We start from the raw sequence: 24,285 nt of genomic DNA, 5'->3' as shown, positions 1-24,285 counted from the left end.
ATTTTTAGATAAGTAGTTATTCTACAATTAAAAATACTAATACAGTTATCGAGCGTTTTAACAAGCTAGAATGATCAATTGTTTATTACGATTGGTATAAAGCCTCTGCGATGGCGGCTTATCCTAGCTCCGCCATCCGGGCCTGACGCTCACCTTAACCAAAGTAAAATCCGGCATTAACCAAAGTTAAAACCTGAGCTGGGTCGCAACCAGAGATGCACGGTCACCTCGTCTCTGTCGTGATACAGGTGCTTACAGGCCAGATGGAAATCGTCGATACCATTTTCCCTCAACACCTCCTGCATAGTCGCCAGGATAGTCGATACCTCCTTATAACGGCTCTTCATCGGCAACTTGAGGTTAAAGATCGCCTCCTTGAACCAACCATTGATCGCCCAGGCCTCCATCAGCTCGGCCACCCGCGAGGGTTTCTCTACCATGTCGCACACCAGCCAGTAGATATTCTTCTTTGGCGGCTCGAAACGAAAGCCATCGGCCTGATAGTGTCTTACCTGTCCCGTGTCCATCAGGTTCTGCGCCATGGGGCCGTTGTCCACCGCCGCCACAAACATGCCCCGGCGCACCAGCTGATAGGTCCAGCCGCCCGGGCAGGCACCGAGATCCACAGAGTTCATGCCACTGCGCAGACGCTGCTCCTGCTCCGACTTGGGAATGAAGTGGATGAAGGCCTCATCCAGCTTGAGTGTCGAGCGACTCGGCGCATCGCTGGCCATCTTGAGCCTGGGGATCCCCATGAAGTAGGGAGAGCTGTTGTGGCTCAGGGAGTAGCCCACATAGGCGGTTCCCGGGCCGACGAAACAGACGTGGATGATGGGACGCTTAGGGTTTTCCTTCTCCAGCAGTGCGCCGCTGCGTTTCAGCGCCTGTCTCAGAGGCACGGTAAACTTACGGCAGAAGGTCGACAGCGCCTTGGCCTCGTTGGTATCTGGCGTCTCGACTCTGAGTTCCCCAGCCCTACTCACCTTAGTTAAGGCTTCGACGATGGGGGTGACACGATCGCCTTCCGGTAGATCTTTGAGCAGCTCATTGGCGGCAAACATCTGACGGGTAAAGATCAGCGAGTCTAACTCGAGCTGCTCGGCCAACAGATCGGCGTCACCCGCCTGGAAACACTGAAAAATCACGTAACCGTCGTTACGGTTGGTCTTTACAAAGCCGCCAACATTCAGCTCCGCGGCTCGCTGCTGGATCTCGGCGGCGCAGTCTTTCTCGTAGCCGGCACGGCAATATAAAAATAGGTTTATCATAGGAAGATCCTGAATAAAAAATGGCGACCCATATCATTGGGCCGCCATTCTACACTTTCTCGAAAATGAATACGATTATCTTAATGCGCGCTCAGCGCCCTAATCGTCCAGCTCCACCACGCGATTACGCCACACGGCCACCGCGATAAACAACCAGCCCAGCAGGAAGCAGACACCGCCCATGGGCGTCACGGGGCCAGTCCATTTGCTGCCCACCAGCACGTAGAGATAGAGGGAGCCGGAAAACATCACCATACCCAGCAGAAACAGGTAACCCGCCCAGTCGATCAGGCGCGACTTGAGCCAGTGACCACTAAAAGCCACGGCGATCAGGGCAAAGGTGTGATAGAACTGATACTCGACCCCAAGGTTAAAGATGTCGATCATCTCTGGCGTGGTCACCTGCTTGAGTCCATGGGCGCCGAAGGCCCCCAGGGCCACGGCTAAAAAGCCACTCAATGCCGCTAGCAATAAAAACCCTTTACGCATCTAACCCCCTAATAAATTGGATACTATGTGAGACTGCCAAATCCAGATTAGCGCTTTGTGTCGTGCCTGACGACTTTCTTGGGAGAAAACTATGATCGCCATCGGCTAACCATGCTAGTTTGGCCCCATAGGGCTCAAGCCAGGGCTCGACCTGCCCCTTGGCGCCAAACTTATCGCGCTCGCCCTGTATCACCAAGAGTGGCGCCTGACACTCGGCAATCGGCTCGAGTCTGGGTTCGCCCCCTTTGGGCGGCACGAAGGGATAGCCCAAACAGATAACCCCATCGACTTCTTGCTCGCCAGTGAGTATCGCCGCCATGCGTCCCCCCATAGACTTGCCCATTACAATCAGGCGCTTGGGCCTATAGACCTCACGCACAGTCTCTAACAGCAGACTAAAGTCTTTAATTAGCTTAGGCGCCCTGTCCGGCGGCCTGCGCTTGCCATCCAGGGCATTATTGCGCATGTAGGGAAAATTAAAGCGGATCACCCCAAGCCCCTGGCCTGCGAGACGCTCGGCCATCTGCGTCATGAAATCATGTTCCATGTTAGCCCCTGCACCATGGCCCAAAACCACTAAGGTGTCGCACGCCAGCGCATCATCATCCACCGAGCCAGAGAACAGACACTGGCTTTCGGGCAGTTCGGCCGCCTCGAGCCGCGCATTCAATCTTTGGGTAAAACTCATCTCGCCTCTCTAGCATTGACTCACAACTCACATCGAGCGTAACCAATTTGTTAATGTAAATTAGATCTAGCCCGGCAACAGCTCGCTGCGCGATTCCTCTTCGAACATGTCCAGCATCCACTTTCTGAAGGTGACGATCTTACCGATCTCGGCATGATTTTGCTGACACACCAGATAATAGGCGCTCTTACTCACCAGCACCTCAGGGAAGGGACACACTAAGCGTCCAGCCTTGATGTCGGGACGGGCCAGCACGCTATAGCCCAGGGCGATCCCCTGCCCGTGAGCGGCGGCCTGCAATACCAGGGAGGAGTGGCTGAAGATGGGGCCCTGGTTCACATTAACGTCATTAATTCCACATTGTCTAAACCAAGCCTGCCAATCATGGCGGCTAGAATCGTGCAGCAGGGTATGATTTTTTAGGTCACTCGGCTGAGATAAAGGCTTGGGGCCGCTAAGCAACATGGGCGAACAGACAGGGATCAACACCTCGTTTCTCAGCTTATCGGCACGCAGCCCGGGCCAGTTGCCCATACCGTAATAGATGGCCACGTCCACGTCATCGGTCAGGCTGCTCGTCTCATCGTCTACCGCCTTGATCCGCACATCGATGTCGGGATTATTCTCGCTGAAATTTGCCAGGCGAGGCACCAACCACTGAATGGCGAAACTGGGCGAAGTGCTTACCGTGAGTGAGCCTATGGCACTTCGGGCCAACAATCTATCGGTGGCGTCGGCCAGTTGCACGAAGATATCTTTTATGTCGAGAAAATAACCCTGCCCCTCTTCGGTCAACAGCAGAGATCGATTCTTACGACGAAAGAGCTTTAGCCCTAAATATTCTTCTAATGCCTTAATCTGATGACTTACCGCGGCCTGTGTCACAAAAAGTTCTTCCGCTGCGCGCGTAAAGCTTAAGTGACGGGCCGCAGCCTCGAAAGCCTTCACCGCATTCAATGGAGGTAAACGTCTCGACATAGTGATCCTTGTCTCACATTTTAATTAGTTTTTCTAATGCTCATTGTTACATTTTATCGTTTGTAAAGGGAAGGGGTTTTGGTTAAATTTTGCGCCAACGAAATGATTGAAGTTAGACAGCCTCTACGACGTATTTGGGGAGTGTCTGACACCCCAAGATATGCCGCCCGGAGGCGACCACTATGATTAACTTTAAAACTGTATTTGCCATCGCACTGCTCTCAGCCTCAACTGCTGCCACTGCCGATGAAATCGTTATCGATACCACAGATCTGCATGCTGCCATCAGCGCACAACTGGCCGAAGGCCTGGAGCAGATGCAGCAAGATCTGAATGAAGACCTCAATGCCATTCTGGTTGCTCAGAAAGATGAGCAGACAGACACCAGCGTCAGCGCACAGCGCGCCGAGTAATTGCTAGGCATTAGCTAACGATAGCCAACAGCTAACATTAAGCAAACAAGCCGCGTCTGAGATGCGGCTTTTTTATGTCCAACAACTTTGAACCGACCAATAGAACGAACCTCATCTCTTCGCAGTAAAGGCAAGACCCAACTTGCCTGATAAGTTACGTGAGAAGCTAAACAGATCCAAGGTTTTATACCAATCGCAGTAACTAAACAGAAATAGCGTAAGCAAAACGCTTGAGAACAGGGCGGCATTTTTCGATCAGTAGCAAGCTAACGCAGTTATTCAACAGTTTAACAAGCTAGTATGCTCAGTTTTTTGCCAGGATTGATATTACATCCCTAGGCGTGAAAGTTCGCCATAAAAAAGCTCATAAAAAAGGCCGCCCGCGGGCAGCCTCTATCTCGTGCGTTTGTCTCTTAGCTGAAAGCGCCGCTAACGTCTCTTACGAAGGGCGATAGACCTTCACATTGTGATAGCCCTGCTCCTGCAGGTAGAGTGCCTGTAGCTTGCTCATCACGCCTCTATCGCAATAGAGCAAGTAGGTCTTCTCTTTATCGAGGTCGGCAAACTGGGTCGCCAGCTTGAAGAAAGGAATACACTTCACCTCGATACCGTTAAGGTTAAGCGGGCTCTGCTCCTCCTCTTCCGGCGAGCGAATATCGACCACAACCTCACCACCGGTTACCGCATCGACGGTTTCTGTCTCGGTGATCTTGGTATCCATGCTGGCGGCGATGTCGCGAATATCTATCACCTCGGCGGCTTCAACCACACGGTCGATCAAGTCTTCGGAGAACTTCTCCTCCTCGGCCAGGATCTTACCCATCACCGCCTTCACCGTCGGCTTCTGTGAGATCACGCCACAATACTCGGGGATCGACTTGGCAAAGTCTTCGGTGCCAATCTCGCGGCTCATGTTGATGATATCTTGCTTGTCCATCACGATCAGCGGACGCAGAATCAGCGTATCTGTACTGCGGTCGATCACATTCAGATTAGTCAGGGTCTGGCTGGACACCTGCCCCATGGCCTCACCCGTCACCAGCGCCTGGATCCCCATCTTCTCGGCGATACGGCTGGCGGCGCGCATCATCATGCGCTTGAGGATAACCCCCATCTGACCGTTATCTATCTTCTCCAGGATCTCCTGCACCACAGGGTCGAACGGCACAGAGACAAATTTCACCTTGTGAGACTCGCCATACTTCTGCCACAGATGGTAGGCCACCTGCTTAACGCCTATCTCGTGCTGGTCGCCGCCCAGGTTAAAGAAACAGTAATGGGTGCGAGAACCACGCTTGATAAACTGGAAGCTGGAGACGCCAGAGTCGAAACCACCGGAGATCAACGACAGTACATCTTCCTGAGTCGCCATAGGGAAGCCGCCCAAGCCCTCAATGCGTTTCTCCACCAGATAGAGATGCTCGTTATCTATCTCCAGGTTGACCGTCATGTCGGGGTTCTTCAGCCTGACACCGGCCGCCTCGGTAAACTGGTTGAGTCCACCGCCTACGTAACGCTCCACCTCGATAGAGTTAAACTCATGCTTGCCGCTACGCTTCACCCGCACACAGAAGGTCTTACCGGCGAGCTCCTCTTTATAGAGTGCCAGCGTCTGCTGATAGATGTCGTCCACCGACTCGAAGGTGCTCTCGCGTACCTGCAGCACATGGGCGATACCCGGAATACAGGCGAGACGCTCGGCGTAACGCTCAATCATCTCCGGCTTGTCTTCTGGCACCCTGACCATGATCTTATCCCACTGGCGCTGTACCCTGGCCTCTTCATCGACCTTGCGCAGCACGTTACGGATATTGGTTTCAAGCATCTTGGTAAAACGCATTCTTACCGGTTTGCTTTTCATCATGATTTCAGGAAAGAGTTTTACGATAAATTTCATGGGCGTTCCGCGGGAATAATTTTAAACAGCAATCTTGCCATTATACCAAGCCCGCTGCACAAATGCCCATAAATCAGCGACTCGGGAAAGATTTTCTGCCAAGACCGGACAAGCCGAACATATTTTATTCAGCTACATCCGGCTCACAACGAAAGGATTGCCCCTCGGCACAGGGCCTAAAGTAAAAGAGTCCACCTGAGTGGACTCCTTATTCTGGAGCTCATCTAAGAAAGACCACTGGCCGACTATTGACCAACCAAGATCTCGTCTGACTCCTTGGCCTTGCCCTGCTCGATGGCAATTTCAACCCGGCGGTTGCGGGCGCGATTAGCGGCAGAATCGTTGGGCACCAGCGGCGCAGTGCTGGCCATCCCCACCACCTTCATGCGTTGCTGGTCGAAACCTGGCACACGCACTAGCTCATGGGCCACGGCTACGGCGCGTTTACTGGAGAGATCCCAGTTGGAACTATAAAGCTCGTTACTGATGTTCATATCATCTGTGTGGCCCGAGACGGTAATGATCCCCGGTACATCCTTCAGCAACTCGCCCACACGGCGGATCACAGGTTTAAACCTGGGCTGGAGGAAGCCTGAGCCCGATGAGAAGGCGCCCTTTTCTCGGATGCGAATGATGATCTGCTGTCCCAAGGACTCAATCTCGATCGCCCCATCGACGATCTCCTTGTTGAGCTCCTGAGCCATCTTCTTCACCTGATCGTTAATCTGATCCTGTGACGCGGCATCCTGCTTCTCCTGCTTGGCCTGGGCCTCGGCATCCGCCTCTTCCTGAGCGGTCGAAGACGCCTCGCCGCCGCGCTGCTCGCCCCGCTGCTGCTGCACGCCACCGGCGCTGTCGTCATCACCGGCCTGTACCTCTATGGTAGGCTCGGTCATCTCGTTGGTCTGCTGATTGATGATCTCAATCGGGGTGGGTTCTGGCTTGCCGGGACGAAACTCCAACGCGATCACCGAGGTGCCCTTGGGAATATCTTTCACCTCGACCTTGTTCTGCACACCGAAGGCATATTTCATCGAGCCGGCTATCTGCTTGAACTTCATCACGTCCATCTCGGAGAAGGCCAGCAGCAGGACAAAGAAACACATCAAGAGCGACATGAGGTCGGCGAAGGTGGCCAACCACATAGGCGCCCCGGCGGGCGGACAATCACATTTGACCTTCTTAGCCATCTGGCTATTCCCCGTCCGTCGTGTCTATCTCCCGCTGTTTCTCCGAGAGGTAATTCTTCAAGAAGCCCTCGATGACCCTGGGGTTTTGACCGTCTTGAATGGCGAGTACCGCATCCATGATCAGGTTGCGGTTAAGCATCTCCTCGCCCATACGCAAAGAGAGTTTATCGGCGATCGGCAAGGCGATCATGTTGGCGATGATGGCGCCGTAGAGGGTGGTCAACAAGGCCACCGCCATGGCAGGACCGATAGACTTAGGGTCGTCCATGTTAGACAGCATGGCCACCAGACCGATAAGGGTACCTATCATCCCCATGGCAGGCGCTACGTCACCCAGGGCCTTGAAGATGCTAATCCCCGTCTTGTGACGCTCTTCGGTCAGGGCAATATCCTTCTCTAAGGCTTCACGCACCACCTCGCCGTCATGGCCATCCACCAGCATGTCGACCGCTTTCTGCATGAAGCTGTTGCTGATCTCCGCCTCTTCCAAGGCCAAAAAGCCCCCCTTACGGGCGGCATCTGCCATGGTGACCGACTGCTCGATCAACTCATCGGGCTTATCTATCTTGAACATAAAGGCTTTTGCGGCGATCTTGACCGCACCGAGGAACTGTTTGAGGTTAAATTTCATCATCACCACAAACAGAGAGCCTATCATCACGATAAGCACAGAGGGCACGTCAACAAAGATGGCGATACCACCACTGCTGACCATAGCTCCGATAATAAAACCAAATGCACCAATCAGGCCTATCAGGGTCGCTAAATCCACAACTCTTCCTCTTATACAGTATCGGCTATTGCTAATATCTCGGTCGGAGGACCAAGCTCTCAGTCAACACCATAATCATCTCGAGACAGGTCTCTACTCTACTCACTCTTGCAACGAAAGGCATCTCCTTGGGCCGGAACCACGACATAAAAGTCATCAATTAGGCGGGAATTCGCCTAACCGCAGACAGGAGTTTACGATATAATATCTGACAAAATTGAGTATTGTTCTAATTCAATTATCGGACAGCTTACACGCAAGTTTAGCTACAAATTCAATTTTTTATAAAAAAACCTCCTTAAAGCGTGCTATTGCACAAATATACGACAGCGCAATTTGACCCCTAGGGTCGACTGAGATACTTTGTCTGTCGCTAAATTCTTGGGAAAATCACCGTGGCCAAAAAACCTGAAAACCTGACCTTCGAAGAGTCACTCACAGAATTAGAAAACATCGTCACCAGCCTGGAACAGGGCGATGTCTCGCTTGATGACGCCCTCAAACAATTTGAGCGCGGCATCAATCTGGTCAGAAACAGCCAAGGCAAACTCGAACAGGCCCAACAGAAAGTCTCGATCTTGACCCAGGAACAAGATCAACCCAGCTTGCAACCCTATCTGCCAGAGGGCGAATAATTGCTAAATGAAGCGATAACGCGATACCAACAGCGCGTCGACGGCCAGCTACGCCATTTTATCAACGCACAAGACGAAACCGAGCCACAGCTCAAGGCCGCCATGAAACACGGTGCCCTGATTGGCGGCAAGCGTATCCGCCCCTTCTTGGTCTACGCCGTGGGCGAGATGCTGGGTGTGCCACTGCACAGGCTCGATGCCTGCGCCGCCGCCATCGAATGTATTCATGCCTATTCGCTGATCCACGACGACCTACCAGCCATGGACGACGACGCCCTGCGCCGCGGTCAACCCACCGTGCATATCGCCTTCAATGAAGCCACCGCCATACTGGCGGGTGATGCCCTGCAAACCCTGGCCTTCGAGATCATCAGCCAGGAAGGCAGCGAACTGAGTGCCAACCAGCAACTGGCCATGGTACGAGCACTCGCCAAGGCCTCCGGCTACGGCGGCATGTGTGGCGGCCAGGCGATGGATTTGAACGCCACCGACAAACAGATAGATCTCGAGACATTAAAGCGATTACATAGATTAAAAACGGGCGCTTTGATTCGCTGCGCAGTAGAATTACCTATCATTGCTGCCAAGGTCACAGATGAGCAAGCTCGCCATCTGATAACATTCGCCGAAGCCATCGGCCTCGCCTTCCAGGTACAAGACGATGTGCTGGACATCATCGCCAGCACAGAAGAGCTGGGTAAGCCCCAGGGCTCGGACTGTGAATCGAACAAGAGTACCTACCCGAAACTACTCGGTTTATCCGGGGCCCAAGCGACCGCGAAAAGTTTGATCGAAGACGCCCTATCAGCGCTGGCTAAATTACCATACAATAGCCAGTTAATTGCCGAATTCGCCCGTTTCATCATAGAGCGAAGAGTATAATAAAGAGCCAAAGAATCTCGCTATGAGTTTGGATATTACGAAATACCCTGTGCTGGCACAGGCCGACACCCCAGATGAATTAAGACAGCTTCCCCAGGGTGTATTACCAAAACTTGCTGACGAACTCAGAAGTTATCTCCTACAGTCGGTAGGCATCTCCAGTGGCCACTTCGCTTCTGGCCTGGGCACGGTCGAGCTGACGGTCGCCCTGCACTATGTCTACAACACCCCATTCGATCGCCTGATCTGGGACGTGGGCCACCAGGCCTATCCCCATAAGATCCTCACGGGTCGCCGGGACAAGATGCCCACCATACGCCAGAAAGGCGGCATTCACCCCTTCCCTTGGCGGGAAGAGAGCGAATATGACACCTTCAGCGTCGGTCACTCAGGCACCTCAGTCAGTGCGGCGCTGGCCATGGCCGTGGCGGCCGAGAAGGAACAGGCCGGACGTAAGGTGGTGGCGGTCATTGGCGACGGCGCCATGACGGGTGGCATGGTGTTTGAAGCCATGAACCACGCCGGCGATCTGCACAACGACATGCTGGTCGTGCTCAACGACAACGAGATGTCTATCTCCGAAAACGTCGGCGCGCTGAATAATCACCTGGCGCAGCTGATGTCCGGTCGTCTCTACACCACCATTCGCGAGAACAGCAAGAAGGTGCTCAAGGGGATGCCTGTCATCAAGGAGATGGCCAAGCGCACCGAGGAGCATCTCAAGGGCATGGTCGTTCCCGGCACCATGTTTGAGGAGCTGGGCTTTAACTATATCGGCCCTATTGATGGCCATGATGTGGACGCCCTGGTCGAGACCCTACGCAACATGCGTAACCTCTCCGGCCCGCAGATATTGCACATCATGACCAAGAAGGGACGCGGCTATGAGCCGGCGGAAAAGGACCCTATCGGCTGGCACGCGGTGCCTAAGTTCGATCCATCCACCTTTGCCAAGCCCGCCACGAAACCGGCTAACCCCACCTTCTCTCAGGTGTTTGGTCGCTGGCTGTGCGACATGGCCCAGAAAGATGACAAGGTACTGGGGATCACCCCTGCCATGCGCGAAGGCTCAGGCATGGTGGAATTCTCCCAGCGCTTCCCGAAACAGTATTTCGATGCGGCCATCGCCGAGCAACATGCGGTGACGCTCGCCGCAGGCTTTGCCTGTGAGGGCTACAAACCTGTGCTGGCGATCTACTCTACCTTCCTGCAGCGCGGCTATGATCAGCTGATCCACGACGTAGCATTGCAGAAACTGCCGGTGATCTTCGCCATCGACCGTGGCGGCATCGTCGGCCCAGACGGCCCGACCCACCAAGGCGCCTTCGATCTCAGCTATATGCGCGCCATTCCTAACATGGTGATCATGGCGCCATCGGATGAGAACGAGTGTCGCCAGATGCTCTACACAGGCTACTGCTATAACGAGGGGCCGACGGCAATCCGTTACCCAAGAGGCAGCGCCACAGGCGAGCCTCAGGTCGAGACCATGACCGCCTATGAGATAGGCAAGGGCCTGATCAAGCGTGAAGGCAAGAAGATCGCCATCCTCAACTTCGGTACCACGCTGGCTTCGGCGAGTCAGGCGGCCGAGGCGCTCGATGCCACCCTGGCAGACATGCGCTTCGTTAAGCCGTTGGATGTGGAGCTGGTGAAACAGCTGGCCGCCAGCCATGATCTGCTGGTGACGGTGGAAGAGAACGCCATCATGGGTGGCGCAGGCTCGGGTGTACTCGAACTGTTGCAGCAGCTTAAGCTGCCAATGCCTGTACTCAACATCGGCCTGCCCGACGAGTTTATCAAGCATGGCGAGTGCGGCGAGATCCTGGCCGAGCTGCAGCTGGATGGTCCGGGCATAGAAGCGCAGATCCGCGCCTATCTGGCGGACTAAGCCCGCTCCCTAGCCCACAAAAAAGGCCTCTTAATGAGGCCTTTTTTAATCTCTTGAAGCAATTTACTTATGCTTGAGTGTCGACGCTGGCGCCGCCCTGAGACACCATTACCATGGCGGGACGCAACAGACGCTCGTTTAGCATATAGCCCTTCTGCATCACCATCATCACTGTATTGGCCGGGAATTCCTCGCTAGGCTGCATACCGATCGCCTGGTGATGATCCGGGTTGAAGGCTTCACCCTGAGGGTCGACCTGGGTCAAACCAAACTTGGCCACGGCGCTGGTGAAACTCTTCAGGGTCAACTCAACCCCCTCGTAGATCGCCTTAGTGGCTTCATCTTCACTGCTGGTGCCTTGCAACGCACGCTCCATGTTATCGATAACGGGTAGCAGCTCGTTGGCAAACTTTTCCAGGGCAAACTTGTGAGCCTTCTCGACATCCAACGCCGCACGGCGACGCACGTTCTCTACCTCGGCGGCGGCGCGGACTACAGAATCTTTCTGCTCTTCCACCTTAGCTTCGGCGGCGGCCAGGGCCTGCTCCAGCTCTTCAACACGGAAATTAGCTTGGGTAAGTTCATCCATCAAACTGGCTGCATCTTCAACCACCTCGGTTTCAACTTCTACAGCTTCGGTTTCTTCAATCTGTGGTTCTTGGGCTTTGTTTGACTCTTTGCTCATTGTTACTCCAGCTAAAAATGCTTTGTTTCTGCATGCTCTGGGCATATTATGGGGATCAAATTTGAGGTTTCAAGCCCTAAGGCATGGATCAAACAGAAATATGAGCAAAGCGTTTCACACAATTGGGTTAATCGGCAAACCCCATCACCCAGGGACTCATAAGACCCTCAAACGTCTACACCACTGGTTGACCATGCAGGCCTATGATGTGTATGTCGAGGAGCGGGTTGCCGCAGAAATTGGCCCCCAGACGAAATCGGTGGATCTGCTGCAGATTGGCGAGTATTGCGATCTAGCCATAGTGGTCGGCGGTGACGGCAACATGCTCGGCGCCGCACGGGTGTTGGCCCGCTTCGATATCGGCGTCATTGGGGTCAACCGGGGCAACCTGGGCTTTCTCACCGACCTGCCCCCGGATACCTTCGAGGAAGCCCTGGGCAAGGTGCTCCAGGGTGAATATGAGACTGAGCACAGGTTCCTGCTGGAATCAGAGGTGCACAGACATGGCGAGATGAAGTCGAGCAATACCGCGGTCAATGAGGCGGTACTCCACCCGGGCAAGATCGCTCACATGATCGAGTTCGAGGTCTATATCGACGACAAGTTCATGTACAGCCAGCGCGCGGACGGCATGATAGTCTCGACCCCGACCGGCTCAACCGCCTACTCTCTCTCGGCAGGGGGCGCCATACTGACGCCAAATCTGGAAGCCTTGATCTTGGTGCCCATGTTTCCCCATACCCTCTCTTGCCGCCCTATCGTGGTCGACGCCTGTAGCATCATCAAGCTGGTCGTGTCACCGGAGAACGGCGACGCTCTGGAGGTGAGCTGTGATGGCCATGTCACCCTACCTGTACTGCCGGGGGACGAGATCATAGTGCGCCGCAGTAAGGAGCGTCTCAGGCTGATCCACCCCAAGGGTTACAACTACTTCCACGTGCTGCGAAACAAGCTGGGTTGGGGCAGCAAGCTGTTTTAACCTGCTGTTGCATTAAAAAAGCCCGCTATCGATGCGGGCTTTGCATTAATTCAGTTTATAGTGCAGCTGGACACTCACCTCGGCGGCGATGGGCTTGCCATCGACAAACTTAGGCGCATAGCGCCAACGCTTGATGGCCTTTAGTGACTCGCGAGTAAACTTCTGCCCCCCTTCCGAGGCCAGCACCACAGGATCGCGCACGAATCCCTGCTCATCCACGGTAAAGGACATCTGAGTCCAGCCCTCCCGGCCGTCTCTGGCATAGGAGATAGGATATTTAGGCGCCTCACGATAGAGGGGAGCCTGCTCCTGTTCATCGGACCATGGCTTCATGCTGCCTATGGCCACACAATGTTGAGTGGACTTATCGCTCTCGCCTTCGGCCTCAAAAATCTCCACCAGGCGCGCATGGGCGGCCAGCTTGTAGGGGTGACTGAAGTCGAGTACGGAGAACTGCTTGATCACCTCTTCGAGCAGAGGGATGGCCTTGTCATATTTCTTCTCGGCCGCCTTAATCATACCGGCATAATAGGTGGCCTTTAGTCGCGCCATGGCATCGGCCGGCAGCTCATGACGATAGATCTCATAGGCTTCCAGCGCCTCGTCACGAATGTCTCGGGTATAGAAATGGGTCGAGGCCAGCCCGTGGAAGGTCAACATCTTTACCTCGGCCAGCAGCTGCGGTTTGTCGGCATCCTGCGCGATAGAGATAGCCTGCTTAAACAGGTCGACCTTCTCCTTGGAGGCATCCATGGTTTGTGCGGCGCCAATCAAGGGATCGACAAGCTCTATGGCATCCCGACCAAAGCGCTGACGATAGTTTTGAATGACCCTGTTAAAATGCTCGTGCGCGGCCTGGGTCTCACCATTGTCTTGCAGTGCCGTAGCCAGATTAAGCTCGAGATTGACCAAATCTATGCTGTCGGGCTCGAAATAGTTCTGCCCCAACTCATAGGCTTTGGCCGCGGCGAGTGCCACCTGAGCCTTGTCTTGGGCCGCCAGGGCCTGCTGATAGGCGGCGTAACTCTCACTAAAGGGCGAGGCTAGGCTAAGGGGCGCGGCAAACTGCGCGCAAAGCATCAGGGCTAGGCCTGATAATGACTTCTTCATAGTGAACAAATATCCTTATTTGTGATCATGCTTCATTCGCTTCCAGAGATAGCCTCGCCTATAACGACCGGGCAACGCCCGCCTTGGCACCCCCTATGTATCGACTCACGGCTCGGAAACAAAAATCCCTACAAGAATAACAGGAATAGAGGTTAACTTAAATCCCTGGAAAGCTTAGTTAAAGTGTATGTCATCCACATAGTTAAGAATAAGGAGCAACTCGCCAGGGAGATCCAGACACCCGTTACCCCAAACAGCCAGGCGAACAGATAGAGGACCAGAGCGATCAACACCAGCTTGCTGCCGGTTAATATCGACGCCTCTCTCGGGCGGTTGATGGCTTGGAAGAAGGCCGCACCGACGAGTATAAGCCCCTCGAACGGCAGCCCCCAGAAATAGAGACGCATCCCCTCGATCGCGACGGGCGTCAGCTCAGGGTTGTCACCGGCGAAGATATAGACCAAATACTCAGGCCCCCAGTAGATGAAGGCGACGCCCGCCAGTGCGGTCGCCAGGGTCATGATGATGACCAGCCTCAGGGTCTCGAATACTCTGTCGAAACGCTTGGCGCCGGTATTAAAGCTAAATAGCGGCTGAGTGCCGAAGGCGATTCCCTCAAAGATCAGGTAGAACAAAGCCTCGGCGTAGCTCACCACTCCATAGGCCGCCACATGGATCGGCCCCCCGACCCAGAGAAACGCCATGTTATGTAGGGTCAGTACGATGGAGAGATAGAGATTCATCAAGAAGCTGGGCACGCCGACTCTAAGGATGTTGATGCAGTGATCAGGGTTCAGGCGCATATGTTGCCAGTCGATGCCCAGGCGGGTACGTTCGGTGAAGAAGTGCTGCAGACAGGCGAGCGCGGTAAAGGCCTGACAGATCATGGTGGCAATGGCGGCGCCCGCGAGACCATAGGGGAAGACGACAATCAGCAGCCAATCCAGTAAGACATTCAGACAGCCCGATAGAATAAGCACCACAGTGACAAAACCTGGGCGGCCATCGTTGCGTAGCAAGGCGGTAAAAGCAATCGCCAGCACCGGGAACACCCCGAGGGCAAAATACCAGAACAGATACTGCTGCGCGCTGGCCAGCACCTCCCCCTCGGCCCCGAGCCAGACGAGTATGGTCTGACTCCACTGGGTACCGCCTAGGGCCATGAATGTGCCCGCCAGCAGGCAGAGGGAAAAGGCGTTACCCAACAACTGCCTCGCCCGGGCAACATCTTTTAACCCCAGGTTTATCGATACCAGGGAGGCAGCCCCCATGCCGATCAGGGCGCCGACCGCGTAGAGTATCGCCCCCACGGGATAGGCCAGCATCATGCCTGCTAGCCCCACCTCGCCAAGGTAATGTCCGACAAACATGCCGTCGATGGCCACATAGACGCCTGTCACCACCATGGAGAGTATGGTAGGAATGGCATAACGCCACACCAATTTAGGGATGGGTGCAGTGGCTAAATTTGAGTGCTCATCACTCTCGTGTGCGGCATGATTCAAAGACATAGTTCTCTGGCTAGGCTCTCAGGCTAGACTCTTAGATAGGGTATTGATTCAACACAGAAACGGCTATTGGTGTGCGAAGATATCAGATAGCGAGACGTTTAGATAGCTGCAGCAAGGCCGTCTCTATCTCTGTCTGTGACAGCGGTCCCGCGGCTATCATCTCCAGACGCGAATCCAGGCTATCATCTAGCTCCGCCACGCTGAGTTGTCCATCCACATAGTTAAAGGCCGCTATCCCCTCTTCGGTGATCATCACCGCCTTGAGACGCAGTATATCCTGCCTTTTTACCCAGGCCACCAGAGCCTCGAAGTCAAACTCGTAGCGACAGTCAAACACCCAGCCAAGGGTATAGCTGTCTTCGTGCTGATTACTGGCGCGGTAGATACCCAGCTCGTCGAATTGCAGAGCTTGTGCCTCGGGCGCCTCGTCGAAGGGTAAAGTGGGCCGTTGCAGCGCGCCAGTTGATATAGAGGAACGAGCTCCTGATATTTGCTTCGCTGGCATCTGGACACGCCAGGCCGTGGGCCGCTCAAAATAATGCTGATTAAGAGATTGATATAAGGCGGCGTCATTTTCCAAGAGCAGCTTTGACACCTGCACAACCATGACCTCGGCTTTGATTGCTTGCTGCGTCAGGTAAGCCTCTAGCCGCTTAACGTCATCGTCACTGGCCAGATCCATCTTGTTGGCCAGGATGAGATCGGCGATGCGCAGCTGCTCGCTAAAAAGCGTACTCTCCAGATATCGCGGGTCGCTAAGCTTTCTCGGGTCCACCAGACACAAGCTGGCACGCATCGACAGCACCTGCTTAAAATGCCCCTGACTCAGGGTCTCCACGATCGCCTTGGGATGACCCAGGCCCGTGGGCTCGATAAACAGGCGATCTGGTTTTGCTCTGGCGATGAGCTGATTGACCGCCACCTGAGTGGGCACCCCGGCGGCGCAGCAGAGACAACCACCCGCCACCTCCTTGATGACCACGTCCCCCTTCCCCCCCTTGAGGAGTTCGCCGTCTATGCCTATCTCGCCAAACTCATTGACCAGTACGGCCCAGGTCTCATCGGCTGGCTTGTGGGCAAGCAAATACTGGATAAAGCTGGTTTTGCCCACACCGAGAAAACCTGTCACGACATGGGTAGGAATGGGTTTGAGGATCATTAGGGGCTCCACATTGGAAAATCGCCCCCAGTGTAGAGTGCGAGCCTGAGATTGAAAAGATTTTTAATTCAAGCCGATGCTGTCCCTGCCAGCGAACGCCTAACGCCTGCCCTTGAAGGACTTTCCATTTGGTGACCGCCTCGCTTTATCACGACTCTGGCCTCTTCTATTATCCTGGCCGCCAAACTTCTGCCCCTTGCCCCGCTTGGGTTGAGCCGCCTTATGTTGAGCAACGTCAAGCTCACGATATCTTTGGGGTAACGGCGCCCCCAGCTCATATCCTGGTTGCACCTCACGTGGCAAAGTCTTGCCGATAAGGGCCTCGACCGCCGCCAGGGCCGCTTCATCTTGCTTGGCAACCAAGGAGATGCTGATCCCACTGAGACCGGCGCGGCCGGTGCGGCCGATGCGGTGGACATAGTCCTGGGGTTCGTCGGGCAACTCCAGGTTTATCACTAGGGGCAAGGCGGCAATATCCAGGCCGCGGGCGGCCACGTCTGTCGCCACCAATACCCTTAGCTCGCCGGCCTTAAATTGTTCCAGCGCCCTATTGCGCGCCCCCTGGGTCTTATCCCCATGAAAAACGGCGTTCTTAATGCCATCTAACTTCAGCTCGCGATGCAGTCGCTCGGCGCTCTCCTTGGTGTTAACGAAGACCAGCACCTGTTGCCAGTTGTTGCGGCCGATAAGCTCGGCCAACAGCTCTGCCTTGCGGCGGCCATCTATGGGATAGACTTTCTGCTCGATCTGAGGGCCCTTACCTGAACTGGTTACATTGATCCACTCAGGCTCATCCAGCATCTTAGTGGCTAGCGCCTTAACTTCTGGGGTAAAGGTGGCCGAGAACAACATGGTTGAGTGAGTATGGGCCAGCAGCCGCTTGGTGCGCTCGATATCCTTCACAAACCCCATGTCTAGCATGCGATCCGCCTCATCGACAATGAGCTGTTCCACCGCCTCCAGGCTCAGCCCATGTTGCCCCAGCAGATCGAACAAACGCCCCGGAGTAGCCACCAGGATGTCTACCCCTCTCGCCAGCGCCTTACGCTGCGGATTGATGTTGGCGCCGCCGTAGACGGCCAGGCTAGTCAGCTGGGTAAACTGGCTGTAGCGAGCAATACTTTCTGCCACCTGTATCGCCAGTTCTCTCGTTGGAGTCAGGACCAGGGCGCTGAGTTGCCCTTGTTGTCTGGGCTGACTGAGCAGACGCTGCAGCAGCACGAAGCTAAAGGCTGCCGTCTTTCCCGTCCCCGTCTGGGCACAGACCATCAGATCCCGCCCCGCAAGCGCGCTGGGGATCACCTTGGCCTGAACCTGAGTCAGACGCTCGTAGCCACAGGCGGTGGCCGCCTGGGCCAGTAAGGGATCTAACGGGAGGGCATCGAAATTCATGGGCAACCTGCGAGCAGACAAAAAGTGAGCGCGGAGTCTAGCAAAAAGCGCCTCATAAGGATATTGCTATCTGCACGGCCCACGCTAGTGATCCACGGGATAGACGTAGAGGCGCTCAAACTCTGGCAGAGAGACGGGCTTGGAATAGAGATATCCCTGGGCAAAGTCACATCCGGCATTGGCCAGGATATCGTGCTGAAACTGAGTTTCCACCCCTTCGGCGATCACCTTGATCCCCAGCTTATGGGCCATCACTATGATCGCCTCACACAGGGCCACGCCATCACTGTCGGATTCGAGGTTACGGGTAAAAGACTGATCAATTTTGAGGTAATCTATGTCGAACTTTTTCAGATAGGCCAGCGACGAATAGCCGGTACCGAAATCATCCAGGGAGACCTGGATCCCGGCGTCGCGATAGGACAGCAGCTTGTCGGTCACCCCCATGGAGGCATCCAGTAACAGGCCTTCGGTGATCTCGACGCAGATGGCGTTACTGGCGAGTTCCAGATGACGCAGCAGCGCCAGCCAGTCGCTGAAGGTATTGCCCTCATCGCGAAACTGAATCGGCGACTTATTGATGCTTATCTGGATCTCGACCCCAAACTGCGTTCGCCAGCGAGCACTCTGCTGGGCAGCCTTCTCGAATACCCAATTACCTATCTCATTGATTAGCCCTGTCTCTTCCGCCACAGGAATAAACTCGCCTGGTGATACCAGACCTCGCTGGGGATGCACCCAACGGATCAGCGCCTCCGCCTTACAGACTCTCTGCTGTTCCATGTCGACGATGGGCTGATAGTAGAGCTCAAACTCTTTACGATTGATGGCGTTGCGCAGATCTTTGATCAAGGCCATGCGATAACGGGCATATTCCTGCATCGACGGGGTAAAGTAATGGAAACGGTTACGCCCCTGCTCCTTAGCCGCATACATGGCCTGGTCTGCATGTTTCAGCAGCCCCTCTATGCTAGTCGCATCATCGGGATAGATGGTGATACCTATGCTGGCACTTATGTAGGCGGTCTCATCCCCCAGGCTGTATGGCTCCGCGATACGCTCGAGTATGCTCTGGGCAACACGCTCTACGCCGCTGGGCGAGTCTATACCTGAGAGCACTACGGTAAACTCATCGCCCCCCAGGCGCGCCACCACATCCGACTCACGAATACAGCCCTTGAGGCGCTTGGCGGTTTCCTGCAACAGCAGATCGCCCATATCATGTCCCAGGGTGTCGTTGACCTCCTTGAAGAAATCCAGATCCAGAAACATCAAGGCGAAGTGGCTGCGATTACGGTCGATACGCAATATCTCTGTGCTGAGGTATTCGAGCAACATACGACGGTTGGGCAGGCCGGTCAGTGGGTCATAGTTGGCCTGCTTCCAGATGATATGCTCGGCCTCCTTCTTCTCTGTGATATCGGAGAAGAGCGCCACCCTGCGATACACCTGGCCGTGTTGGTCAAAGATGGTATTGATGGTCAACCAGACCATATACTCCTCGCCGCTCTTGTTCTTAATCCACAACTCTCCCTGCCAGTAGCCGGTGTCGCGAATCGCGCGATTCATCTCATCGTATTGGCTTCGAGGGGTGCGCACACTCTGTAAAATACGTATGTTCTGCGCCAGCGCCTCCTCCTCGCTGTAGCCTGTGATCGAGGTAAAGGCGGCGTTAATGGTGATGATGTGACCCTTATGATCTTGCACGCTCATGGCTTCGCTGGAGTTGTTATACACGGAAGCCGCCAGCTCCAGCGACTCCTGCACCTTCTTCTGCTCGGTGATGTCCGAGTGGACACCACACATACGTGTCGGCTGACCATTGCGGTCCCGGCTCACCACCTTGCCCGTGTCCAATATCCAGTGCTCTTCCCCACTCAAACTGATCAACCGGTATTCTATGCTGTGTTTCTGGCTCTCCCCCTTGAGATGGCGATCGATAGAGTTGAGCACCGCCATCCTATCCTGGGGGTGGATGGCATCGATCCAGATTCGGCTGTCGCGGTTAAGCCGCTCGATATCACACCCGAGCACCTTGGCACACCAGGGGTTGCGCTTGGTCTCGTTGCTCTTGATGTCCCAGTCCCACATCCCAAGATCGCTACTCTCTAACACCAAGGCCAACCGCTCCTGACTGGTACGCATGGCCATCTCAGCCCGCTTATGTTCGGTAATGTCGATGGCGCCGGCGATCACCATATCCACTATGTTATTGTTGCGTCGGCACGCCACCGTCAGGTGGGTATAAACTATCTCGCCATCCTTGGCGACGAAGCGTTTATCCATCTCGTAGGCATCTATCTCCCCCTTTAGCATGCGCTGGAACTGGGTCATATCTGCCTTGAGATCTTCAAAATAGGTCAGCTCTGTCCAAGTCCGATTGAGCAGCTCAGTCTCCGAGTATTTGAGCATCTTACACAGACGGGGGTTCACCTTGATCCAACGTTGATCCACCGAGGTAATAGCAATCCCCATATTGCCGACATTAAATTGCGAACGAAAAATAAAGTCATCCTGCAGCTGGATCTTTGCGTCCCGTTCCACCTCCAGGCGCCTCGCCAGCAAGATACCCAGCAGAGCCGTGACTAAGGGGAAGAGCAACAATACAGGCAGGGCGATCTGCACCAGGAGATCGACGAACATGGAGAAAGGCAGAATAAACAACAATGACAGAGTCGAAAAATGCAACAGGAAACCAAACAGATACAGCTCGAGAAAGTTGAGATCGGCGATGGTAGTCTTACGATAATAGCGCCACAGGCTGCCAAACATGGCCGATACGAGTATCACAGTCACCCCAACCAACATGCCACCCCCGCCCTGGAGCAGGCGATAGGCACTGGCAACGGCGGCAGCGACGAAGGTGGGCAGGCCACCGAAGAAGAGGCCGGAGATGGCCAGCACCACAGAGCGGGTGTCGATGAAGACCCCGGGTTGATACTCCCAGGAGGTGATCATGGTCAGCACTGTCACGCAGCCTATGACCGCCCCCATGATGAGACGCCACAACAGAAAATGTTCGCTACGCTGCCGCCGAGGAACGGCATCGTAGATAAATACCATGATCAGCAAGAGCGCAGCATTCTGAGATAACGAAAATAATGTATCTTGATTCATACGAGGTCTAAATTTTCTCGTGGCGAAATTTTTTATTATCAACCTGATAACATCATTCAGAGTGTAGCAGATGCCCTGAAAAAAATATCGACAAGCTCATAAGTAAGCCAATGATTTTGAACGCCTCTCCCTAACTGCGCTAAGCCATTGCCCAACAATACAATTCACCAGCTAAAGACCGCATTACAGCCAAGATCGCCGACATTAGACTCAGATGTAGCCAGTATGCTACAAAATTCCCGTCAATTGCCGCAGCAATGCGGTTGATCTCCCTTGAAAACCCCTTATCATGGGCAGAATAAGGACGCGACCGCTGCAAGGAATCTGATGTTGCAACCCCACTTCTCTCGGCTAATCACACATCTCTGCTCCAGCCTGCTCGTCACGCTGGCGCTTTTTAGCCTAAACGCCACAGGCCAAGAGCTGAAGAGTATTGCCTCGGCCGATAGCCCGTCTACGCGTCTCAAGGTGAAGCTGGCCGCCGAAGATAACTGGGCCCCCTTTGCCGATCCCTATGGCAAGGGGCTGTCGCACCGCCTGGTCAAGCAGGCATTTAGCCGGGTCAATGTCGATGTCGATAGCCTGGTGGTCTCCTACGCCCGCGGCCTGGTGATGACCAAACAGGGCATAGTCGACGGCGTCTTTAATCTACACAAAGAGCGCAAGACCCAGGAAGAATTTGTCTTCGGCCAGATCCCTCTGTTTACCACGTCAGCTTCCTTCTATCAGAATAACGCCCACCCGCTTCAGGCTCAGAGCAAGTGGCAACTCCCCGAGGGGCTAGTTGTCGGCATCATCAAGGGCTATGAGTATGGCGATGAGCTGGCGCAGCTCACGCAGTTAAGACTGGTAGAGGTGGACAACCACAATCAGTTGATCAATCTATTACTGCTCAACCGCATCGATGCCGCCATCATGTACGACGAGGTGGCCAATCAATATCTGGCCCAGATGGGCGTCAGCAAGGTAATAGGCCGCAGCGTGCACAACCATACCGGCGACCTCTATGTGGCCTTCTCCAAGCTGCAACCTAATGCCCAGCTATTTGCGGATAAGCTAGATCAAGGCCTCAAGGCTCTCAAACAAGATGGCAGCTATCAGACCATCATGAACAGCCTGCTGGCGATCGCCAGTAAGTAGAAGACTAACAAATCGTTTGCAAGCACGCATTGCCAAGACTAACTCAGAGTATGCTATGCTGGCGCCCCTGTTATTTAGCGTTACTTAGCCCAGACTCCCAATGATGCCACACGATAAGTTCAGTCCTACCTTTCATTTTCCGGTACAGATCTACTACGAAGATACCGACTTTTCCGGCGTGGTATACCATCCCAACTTCTTGAAGTATTTCGAGCGTGCCCGCGAGCATGTGATCGGCGCCGAGCGACTGGCAGCGCTCTGGCAGCAACAGGGGCTGGGCTTCGCCGTCTATCGCAGCGATATGCTCTGCCATGAAGGGGTTGAGTTTGCCGACGTGGTGGATGTGCGTACCCGCTTCTATTTCGAGAGCAAGTATCGCACCGTATGGCAGCAGGAGATCTGGCGACCCAATGGTATCAAGCCGGCGGTCACAGCTCATATCGAGATGGTCTGTATGAACAAGGCGAGGCAGCTCTGTCCCATGACGCCGCCCCTCATTGAAGAGCTCAGCCGCCACTTCGACCAGACAATCAGCCTTTAAAAACTCACAACCAATAGAGGCATTAGTCTGTATTAAAACCTAGCCTAACGGCTGATTTAACTTGCGCCAGTGCATCTCTAGCTCGGGCGCCCGCATCGGCTTGGCGTAGATATCCCCCTGGATCTTATCGACCCCCATCTCCTGCAACAACTTAAACACAGACATCTGCTCGACCCCTTCGACGGTCACCGAAAAATCCAGCCCCTTGGCCAGGTCGACGGCGCTACGAACGATATGCTGGGCCCGGGGATCTGACTCAACCCCGGTCAAGAAGGCCCTGTCTATCTTGACTTCATCCACCGGCAGGTGTTTGAGATAGGCCAGCGACGAGTGGCCGGTACCAAAATCATCGATGGCCACCTTAACGCCGGCGCGTTTGAGACGGTTGAGTACGGCCACCGTGCGAACCATATCTGTCATCAGCTGGCTCTCGGTGATCTCGATGGACAGCACCTGAGCGCCTAAGCCATGCCGTTTCAGGCGGGTGATAATCCGCTCACTCAGCTGCTTCTCGCTCAGATCGTCAATCGCCAGGTTAATCGCCAGCTGCAGGCGAATATCACTCTCCTGCCAGCGCACCTGCTGCAACAGCACCTGATCTATCACCCACTGGCTCAGCAGGCTGATCATGCCGGCACACTCTAAGAGTGGAATAAATTCCCCTGGCGAGATTGAACCAAGTACCGAGCTATCCCAGCGGATCAGTGCCTCGGCATGGGTACAGTCGCCGCTGGCCAGGTTATATTTAGGCTGAAACACCAGGTAGAGCTCGTTCTGCTCGAGCGCCTTGGGGAAACAGCTGACTATGGTCAACTGCCTGTGCTGACTGCGATCGTCTCCCTCTTGATAGGCGGCGATATAATTGCTGGCCGACTTGGCCCGCACCAATGCCAGATCCAGGCGGCGCAGCATCTGACTGACATCGGCGTGATGTAAGGAGAGATCCAGGTACCCGAGTTGCAGCTGCAAGTTGATCACAGTCCCCTTGATGCTGATGGGCTGCGCCAGCCCCTGCTGAAAGACGATGAGCTCCGCCTCGCTCATGGGGGTATGAAAATAGATCAGAAACTCATCTTCATTCATCCGCGCCAACATATCCTTGTCGCCGATACGCCGCTCAAGCCGCTCGGCCAGGGCTTGCAGCAGCTTGTCACCCAGAGAGAAACCGAAGAGATCGTTCACGTAGCGAAAGCGGTGGATATCGATAAGCACAAACATCCCCTGGGTAAGGGGCATCTTGCGGGTCAACTTGGCCTTGAGGCCAACACGATTGAGCAGTCCCGTCAGCTTATCGCGGCCCTTGGGTGGCGGTAGCTGTTTCAGCAGATGTTGCAGCTGCACATACAGGGGAATAAAACGGTAGGGAATGGAGACGATATTCAGGGGCTGGCGCACCTTGTGCTGTTGGCTCAGCTGAGTCACCAGACGTTTAAGAAACTTAAGCTCAGTGCGCCTATGCCAGTACCAGTAGATGATACTAGCGATGCCGATTGCTATCAGATAAACAATTAACCAAATCAGCTCAGTTGTGGCCACACTTTCCCTAAT

At 54.5% G+C, this 24,285-nt stretch carries 21 protein-coding genes; 7 read left to right on the top strand and 14 right to left on the bottom strand.

All coding sequences use genetic code 11. The features are described from left to right. Window positions 1–176: 176 nt before the first annotated feature. The 4 genes from rlmM to GNT65_RS08625 all read right to left on the bottom strand — a co-directional run bounded on the left by rlmM (window position 177) and on the right by GNT65_RS08625 (window position 3,423). Complete coding sequence (gene rlmM / locus GNT65_RS08640) at window positions 177–1,268, bottom strand: 23S rRNA (cytidine(2498)-2'-O)-methyltransferase RlmM (RefSeq protein WP_160795289.1); 1,092 nt, start codon at window positions 1,266–1,268, stop codon at window positions 177–179. Window positions 1,269–1,367: 99 nt separating this feature from the next. Beyond that, entirely contained in the window at window positions 1,368–1,757 is a 390-nt protein-coding gene (locus tag GNT65_RS08635; RefSeq protein ID WP_160795287.1) for a DUF423 domain-containing protein, read from the bottom strand. Continuing rightward, window positions 1,750–2,445 (bottom strand): alpha/beta family hydrolase, encoded by a 696-nt coding sequence (locus GNT65_RS08630; RefSeq protein ID WP_181006216.1) that lies wholly within the window; start codon window positions 2,443–2,445, stop codon window positions 1,750–1,752. The genes GNT65_RS08635 and GNT65_RS08630 overlap by 8 nt, the downstream gene beginning before the upstream one ends. A gap of 66 nt (window positions 2,446–2,511) precedes the next feature. Further along, window positions 2,512–3,423 (bottom strand): transcriptional regulator GcvA, encoded by a 912-nt coding sequence (locus GNT65_RS08625; protein ID WP_160795285.1) that lies wholly within the window; start codon window positions 3,421–3,423, stop codon window positions 2,512–2,514. A 182-nt stretch (window positions 3,424–3,605) separates the two neighbouring features. Here GNT65_RS08625 and GNT65_RS08620 point away from each other — a divergent pair, with 182 nt between their 5' ends. Then, window positions 3,606–3,836 (top strand): hypothetical protein, encoded by a 231-nt coding sequence (locus GNT65_RS08620; RefSeq protein WP_160795283.1) that lies wholly within the window; start codon window positions 3,606–3,608, stop codon window positions 3,834–3,836. A gap of 439 nt (window positions 3,837–4,275) precedes the next feature. On the opposite strand, the gene thiI is transcribed toward GNT65_RS08620, so the two are convergent. From thiI to pomA, 3 genes are all read right to left on the bottom strand, one after another. Then, window positions 4,276–5,733, bottom strand: a complete 1,458-nt coding sequence (thiI, locus tag GNT65_RS08615; protein WP_160795281.1) for a tRNA uracil 4-sulfurtransferase ThiI — start codon at window positions 5,731–5,733, stop codon at window positions 4,276–4,278. A 245-nt stretch (window positions 5,734–5,978) separates the two neighbouring features. Beyond that, window positions 5,979–6,923 carry a flagellar motor protein MotB gene (locus tag GNT65_RS08610; RefSeq protein ID WP_160795279.1) on the bottom strand — a complete coding sequence of 315 codons (945 nt, stop codon included), beginning with the start codon at window positions 6,921–6,923 and terminating at the stop codon, window positions 5,979–5,981. Window positions 6,924–6,927: 4 nt separating this feature from the next. Continuing rightward, window positions 6,928–7,695, bottom strand: coding sequence for a flagellar motor protein PomA (gene pomA, locus GNT65_RS08605; protein WP_011866565.1), 768 nt, complete (start codon window positions 7,693–7,695; stop codon window positions 6,928–6,930). 395 nt (window positions 7,696–8,090) lie between these two features. Between pomA and xseB the strand changes: the two genes are divergently transcribed. Genes xseB through dxs form a run of 3 tightly spaced genes read left to right on the top strand, consistent with a single transcriptional unit; the run spans window position 8,091 to window position 11,103 of the window. Next, on the top strand, window positions 8,091–8,330 hold the full coding sequence (gene xseB, locus GNT65_RS08600; protein WP_011866566.1) for an exodeoxyribonuclease VII small subunit: 240 nt from the start codon (window positions 8,091–8,093) through the stop codon (window positions 8,328–8,330). Continuing rightward, a complete protein-coding gene (gene ispA / locus GNT65_RS08595) occupies window positions 8,331–9,212 on the top strand; it encodes a (2E,6E)-farnesyl diphosphate synthase (protein ID WP_160795277.1) in 882 nt (293 codons plus the stop codon). It abuts the gene before it with no gap. A 22-nt stretch (window positions 9,213–9,234) separates the two neighbouring features. Next, on the top strand, window positions 9,235–11,103 hold the full coding sequence (gene dxs, locus GNT65_RS08590) for a 1-deoxy-D-xylulose-5-phosphate synthase (RefSeq protein WP_160795275.1): 1,869 nt from the start codon (window positions 9,235–9,237) through the stop codon (window positions 11,101–11,103). 67 nt (window positions 11,104–11,170) lie between these two features. Here dxs and grpE read toward each other — a convergent pair whose 3' ends face one another. Then, complete coding sequence (gene grpE, locus GNT65_RS08585; protein WP_160795273.1) at window positions 11,171–11,788, bottom strand: nucleotide exchange factor GrpE; 618 nt, start codon at window positions 11,786–11,788, stop codon at window positions 11,171–11,173. A 100-nt stretch (window positions 11,789–11,888) separates the two neighbouring features. Between grpE and nadK the strand changes: the two genes are divergently transcribed. Further along, window positions 11,889–12,767 carry an NAD(+) kinase gene (gene nadK, locus GNT65_RS08580; RefSeq protein ID WP_160795271.1) on the top strand — a complete coding sequence of 293 codons (879 nt, stop codon included), beginning with the start codon at window positions 11,889–11,891 and terminating at the stop codon, window positions 12,765–12,767. A gap of 45 nt (window positions 12,768–12,812) precedes the next feature. Here nadK and GNT65_RS08575 read toward each other — a convergent pair whose 3' ends face one another. The 5 genes from GNT65_RS08575 to GNT65_RS08555 form a co-directional block, all read right to left on the bottom strand. After that, window positions 12,813–13,877 (bottom strand): TonB family protein, encoded by a 1,065-nt coding sequence (locus GNT65_RS08575; protein ID WP_160795269.1) that lies wholly within the window; start codon window positions 13,875–13,877, stop codon window positions 12,813–12,815. A gap of 152 nt (window positions 13,878–14,029) precedes the next feature. Beyond that, entirely contained in the window at window positions 14,030–15,388 is a 1,359-nt protein-coding gene (locus GNT65_RS08570; RefSeq protein ID WP_160795267.1) for an MATE family efflux transporter, read from the bottom strand. Window positions 15,389–15,470: 82 nt separating this feature from the next. Further along, window positions 15,471–16,547: a CobW family GTP-binding protein gene (locus GNT65_RS08565; RefSeq protein WP_160795265.1), complete on the bottom strand. Its 1,077-nt coding sequence runs from the start codon at window positions 16,545–16,547 to the stop codon at window positions 15,471–15,473. Window positions 16,548–16,646: 99 nt separating this feature from the next. After that, window positions 16,647–17,939 (bottom strand): DEAD/DEAH box helicase, encoded by a 1,293-nt coding sequence (locus tag GNT65_RS08560; RefSeq protein WP_160795263.1) that lies wholly within the window; start codon window positions 17,937–17,939, stop codon window positions 16,647–16,649. Window positions 17,940–18,023: 84 nt separating this feature from the next. Further along, on the bottom strand, window positions 18,024–21,056 hold the full coding sequence (locus tag GNT65_RS08555; protein ID WP_160795261.1) for an EAL domain-containing protein: 3,033 nt from the start codon (window positions 21,054–21,056) through the stop codon (window positions 18,024–18,026). Between the two features lie 327 nt (window positions 21,057–21,383). On the opposite strand from GNT65_RS08555, the gene GNT65_RS08550 reads away from it, so the two are divergent. Next, on the top strand, window positions 21,384–22,196 hold the full coding sequence (locus GNT65_RS08550) for a substrate-binding periplasmic protein (protein ID WP_160795259.1): 813 nt from the start codon (window positions 21,384–21,386) through the stop codon (window positions 22,194–22,196). Between the two features lie 100 nt (window positions 22,197–22,296). Next, entirely contained in the window at window positions 22,297–22,737 is a 441-nt protein-coding gene (locus GNT65_RS08545; protein ID WP_420853512.1) for a thioesterase family protein, read from the top strand. A 39-nt stretch (window positions 22,738–22,776) separates the two neighbouring features. On the opposite strand, the gene GNT65_RS08540 is transcribed toward GNT65_RS08545, so the two are convergent. Next, window positions 22,777–24,273, bottom strand: a complete 1,497-nt coding sequence (locus GNT65_RS08540) for an EAL domain-containing protein (RefSeq protein WP_160795257.1) — start codon at window positions 24,271–24,273, stop codon at window positions 22,777–22,779. Window positions 24,274–24,285 lie beyond the last annotated feature (12 nt).

Source organism: Shewanella insulae, assembly GCF_009831655.1.
Classification (GTDB): Bacteria; Pseudomonadota; Gammaproteobacteria; order Enterobacterales; family Shewanellaceae; genus Shewanella; species Shewanella insulae.
Note: the sequence above shows the minus strand (reverse complement) of the source record. Positions and strands in the feature narration are given on the sequence as shown.